This window comes from Mesorhizobium sp. M2A.F.Ca.ET.067.02.1.1 (assembly GCF_004023285.1).
Taxonomy (GTDB): Bacteria; Pseudomonadota; Alphaproteobacteria; order Rhizobiales; family Rhizobiaceae; genus Mesorhizobium.
Genome location: NZ_RZSB01000538.1, coordinates 1 through 4144, shown reverse-complemented (window position 1 = coordinate 4144; position 4144 = coordinate 1). Strand labels below are relative to the sequence as shown.

Below are 4144 nucleotides of genomic sequence, written 5' to 3'. Positions count from 1 at the left end.
GTTGCTGGTCTGGACCAGGGTGACTTGCCGGCCGGCGATCTCGAAACGAGCGGTCGAGTCGCCATAGAGATGGACCGCCAGCGCGTCGTCGGCGAGGCCGTAGAAATAGCTGCCGATCGAGGCCACCATGCGGCCGATATTGGGCGGGCAGCAGGGGCAGCGGTGCCATTTCCAGCGGTGGTGACCTCCCCTGCTCTCCAGCGGATTCTCGTAGAAGAACAGCGAGCCGTCGAGCGACAGGCCGGAGATCGAGCCGTTGTACAAGGCCCGTTCCATCATGTCGGCGTACCGCGCGTTCGGGCCCATGCCGAGCATGCGGCTTGCCCAGAACACCAGGCCGACCGAGGCGCAGGTCTCGGCATAGGCTGTCTCGTTGGGCAGGTCGTAGTCGCTGGTGAAGCCCTCATTGTGCGCCGACGGCCCGAGGCCGCCGGTGACATAGAGGCTCTTGGTCATGAGATCGTCCCAGAGCCGGTCGAGCGCCGCGCGCAGCGTGTCGTCGCCATATTCCGTCGCGATATCGGCCATGCCGGAATAGAGATACATGGCGCGCACGGCGTGGCCGACGACCTTGTCCTGGTCGCGCACCGGCTTATGCGACTGGTTATATTCGTAGGTCTTGAAGTGATAGGCCTTCGGGTCGGCGCCGCGGGCGCGCGCCTCCTCGTCGAAATAATGCGGCTGCTGCCCGCGCTGGTCGATGAAATATTTGGCGAGCTCCATGTATTTCTTCTCGCCGGTCGCCCGCGCGAGCTTGACCAGCGCCAGCTCGATCTCCTCATGGCCGCAATACCCCTTTTTCTTGCCGGGCTCGGGGCCGAACATCGAAGCGATGTGGTCGGCATAGCGGCACATGATGTCGAGCAGCTTGCGCTTTCCCGTCGCTTGGAAGTAAGCGACGGCGCCCTCGATCAGATGGCCGGCGCAGTAGAGCTCGTGGCAGTCGCGCAGGTTCGTCCAGCGCAGGCCGGGCTGAATGCGCTGGTACCAGCTGGAGAGATAGCCGTCCTCCTGCTGCAGTTTTCCGTACATGTCGATGACAGCGTCGATCTTCTGCTCCAGCTCTGGATTGCGGCGGCGGTAGAGCGAATAGGCGGCGGTCTCGATGGTCTTGCCCCAGTCGGAATCCCAGAACATCTGCGTCGTCACCGTCGAGCCGGTGAACTCGGCGCCCTGCCCGTCGGCCTCGTCGGGCGATGGCGAATGGAACGGAATGACGACGCCTGGCGAGGGCCGGTCCGGATCGATCTGCTCCAGCATGCGCGCCTCGACGCAGCGGTCGTAGAGGATGCCGGCGGTGTTGCTAGCCACCGCATCGACACGGTCGCCCCAGAAACCGCGGAGATCGACCTGCGGCACGGGCAACGGCCGGAAGGCGAGCTTCGGCCTGGCAGTGTCGGTTGTGGCGGCGGGATTCGATGCGGTCATGACTTCACTCCATTCGAATTACTTGACGGCCCCGGCCATGAGGCCGCGGATGTAGAAGCGCTGCAGCGCCAGGAAGAGGATCAGGCAGGGCACCATCATCACCGTGACGCCGGCCTGCACCGCGCCCCAGTCGATGGCGCCGAAGCGGCCGGACTGGAGCGCCGTCATCATCACCGGCAGGGTGAATTTGGACTGGTCGGTCATCAGCACGAGCGCGGCCAGAAACTCGTTCCAGGCGCCGAGGAAGGCGAACAGCGCGATGGTGACAACGCCCGGCCAGACCAAAGGCAGCATCACCTTGACGAGCATGGTGACGTTGTTGGCGCCATCCATGCGTGCGGCCTCCTCGATCTCGCGCGGCACGGCGTCGAAAGCGTTGCGCATCATGAAGATCGAGAAGGGCAGCTGCAGCGTGACATAGACGCAGACCAGCCCGGTCAGCGTGTTGTGCAGTCCGAGCTTCGTCAGCACCAGGAAGATCGGCGTCAGGATCGACTGGAACGGGATCATGATCGTCGACAGGATGAGGACGAAGAAGAAATCCCGGAACGGGAAGCGGAAGCGGGAGAAACCGTAGCCGGCGAGCACGCTGACCAGCACCGAGAGCAGAACCGTCATCACCGAAACATAGATGCTGTTCTGCGCCGAGACCCAGAGCCCGTCGCCGAAGGCGTTCAGCGTTTCGTAATTCTCGACCGAGAAGCCGGTGGTCGGCCAGGGCGGCAGCGGCGGCTGCCGCGCCTCCTGCGCCGGCTTGAAGGTCGACAGCACCGTCCAGACGATCGGCGCCAGGAACAGCACCGAGGCGATGATGCCGGTCGAATGCCTGGCGAAGCTGAAGGCGGCCTTGCGGTTCTGCGACATCGCCTCGGCCATCAGTCGAGCCCCTCGGGCTTGCGCAGCAGCCAGAGCTGGATGAGGCTGAGCGCCACCAGGATGGCCAGCAGCACCATGGATAGTGCCGCGCCATAGCCTAATTTGAACGACACGAAGGACTGGTTGAAGATCCAGTAGACCGCCGTCAGCGTCTGGTTGCGCGGGCCGCCGCGCAGGATGATGTAGAACTGGTCGAAGGCGAGGATCGAGCCCGCCACAGACAGGATCAGCGCCAGCGCCAGCGTGCGGCGCATCAAGGGCAGCGTGATCGCCCGGAACCTGGCGAACGGCCCTGCCCCGTCGATGACGGCTGCCTCCTGCAGATCCTGCGGGATCGACTGCAGGCCGGTCATCAGAATGATCATGGTGAAGCCGGCGACCTTCCACACCACCATGGCGATGATCGACCAGAAGGCCGGCTGGAAGGTAGCAAGAAGATTGACCTTCTTTTCGGTCAGGCCGAGGTCATAGGCGGCCGGGCTGAACAGGCCGGAATCGACGTTGAGCAGCCAGGACCAGAGCAGGCTCGCCGAAGCGAAGCCGACCACCGCCGGCATGAAGAAGGCGGTGCGGTAGAGATTGGTGAGCGGCCGCGGCTTTTCGATGAAGATCGCCAGCGGAAAGGCGACGGCGAAGATCGCGATGGTGACGATCACCGTGTAGTAGAAGGTGAATTTCAGCGCGTTCCAGAACCGCGTATCGCGCAGGATCGCGACATAATTATCGAAGCCGATGAAGGCATGCTCGCCCACCAGCGGCCAGTTGTTGAGCGACATCCAGGCCGTCATGCCGAGGGGGATGACGAAGAAGACGGTGACGAAAGCGACGGCCGGAAGGACGTAGAGCAGGCCCACCCATTGCCGCAGGCTGGCGCTGGTGCGCGAGCGGGCGGGGGCGGAGGTGGCGGCGATGGCGGTCATGGCAGCACCTTCCCTTCTCCCCCTGTGGGAGAAGGTGGATCGGCGCGAAGCGCCGAGACGGATGAGGGGTGTTCCAGCGGAGTGAGACGCTGGCTTTCCCTGGAGCACCCCTCATCCGACCGAGCTTCGCTCGGCCACCTTCTCCCACAAGGGGAGAAGGTGGAGCCAGCCTGCCAGCGTCCCGAACTGCCGATCGCAGTCCGGCTGTCCATCGACATGTTTGAATGCTTTCTCAACGCTATAACCCTGCCGTTCAGCGATGCATCATCCCGGCCGCCCGGCCAGGGAGACGGGGCGGGCGGCCGGTCAGGGCCGTGGCGGCGAAGCGTTGCGCGATCCCCGTCGCCTGTAGGCCCTGGTGTCTACTTGTTCGGCGCCTGGTCGATGATCGACTGCATGGTGTCCTGCGCATTGGCGATGGCGCCGTCGACATCGTCGCCGAAGAACACCTCGTTGACCATCTGCGTCCACGGGCCGTTGGCGGAGTTGATCAAATCATTGAACACCACCGAATAGGGCGTCCTGCCCTTGGCCATCGCCTCGGCCGCCACCTGGTAGCGCGGGTCGAGATCCTTCAGCGCGTCCTTGGCGATGTCGTTGCGCACCGGCAGGCTGCCATATTTGGCGAGGATGGTCTGGCCCTCCAGCGAATAGGCGAAGTCCAAGAACTCCTTCACCACGGCTATCTTCTTGGTGCCCTTGGTGACGACGAAATTATCGCCGCCGGCGAAGGACGACCAGCCGCCATCCTTGCCCGGCAGGAAGGTGACGCCGTAGTCGATATCCGGATATTGCGTGTTGAGCGCGCCGATGGCGAAGGCGCCGGATGGCGAGATGCCGATCTTGCCGCCGGCGAAGGCGGCGAAGAAGTTGGCGCCGGTGTCGGTCTGCGCGCCTTCCGGCACCAGCCCCTTCTTGAT

General features: G+C 64.1%; 4 protein-coding genes. All 4 read right to left on the bottom strand.

All coding sequences use genetic code 11. The features are described 5' to 3' along the window. A partial coding sequence (locus tag EOA28_RS26975) for a beta-L-arabinofuranosidase domain-containing protein (RefSeq protein ID WP_148670869.1) occupies nucleotides 1–1428 on the bottom strand: 1428 nt, incomplete at its 3' end. 18 nt (nucleotides 1429–1446) lie between these two features. Further along, nucleotides 1447–2304 (bottom strand): carbohydrate ABC transporter permease, encoded by an 858-nt coding sequence (locus EOA28_RS26970; protein WP_127251029.1) that lies wholly within the window; start codon nucleotides 2302–2304, stop codon nucleotides 1447–1449. Then, entirely contained in the window at nucleotides 2304–3224 is a 921-nt protein-coding gene (locus EOA28_RS26965; RefSeq protein ID WP_127251028.1) for a sugar ABC transporter permease, read from the bottom strand. Before EOA28_RS26965 ends, EOA28_RS26970 begins: the two co-directional genes overlap by 1 nt. A gap of 362 nt (nucleotides 3225–3586) precedes the next feature. Continuing rightward, nucleotides 3587–4144, bottom strand: a 558-nt coding sequence (locus tag EOA28_RS26960; RefSeq protein ID WP_128315461.1) for an extracellular solute-binding protein, incomplete at its 5' end; no start/stop codon positions are given.

What these genes read in the sequence shown, in the direction of transcription:
- EOA28_RS26970 (WP_127251029.1), bottom strand. Translation starts at nt 2,304, where the DNA reads ATGGCCGAGGCGATGTCGCAGAACCGCAAGGCCGCCTTCAGCTTCGCC.
- EOA28_RS26965 (WP_127251028.1), bottom strand. Translation starts at nt 3,224, where the DNA reads ATGACCGCCATCGCCGCCACCTCCGCCCCCGCCCGCTCGCGCACCAGC.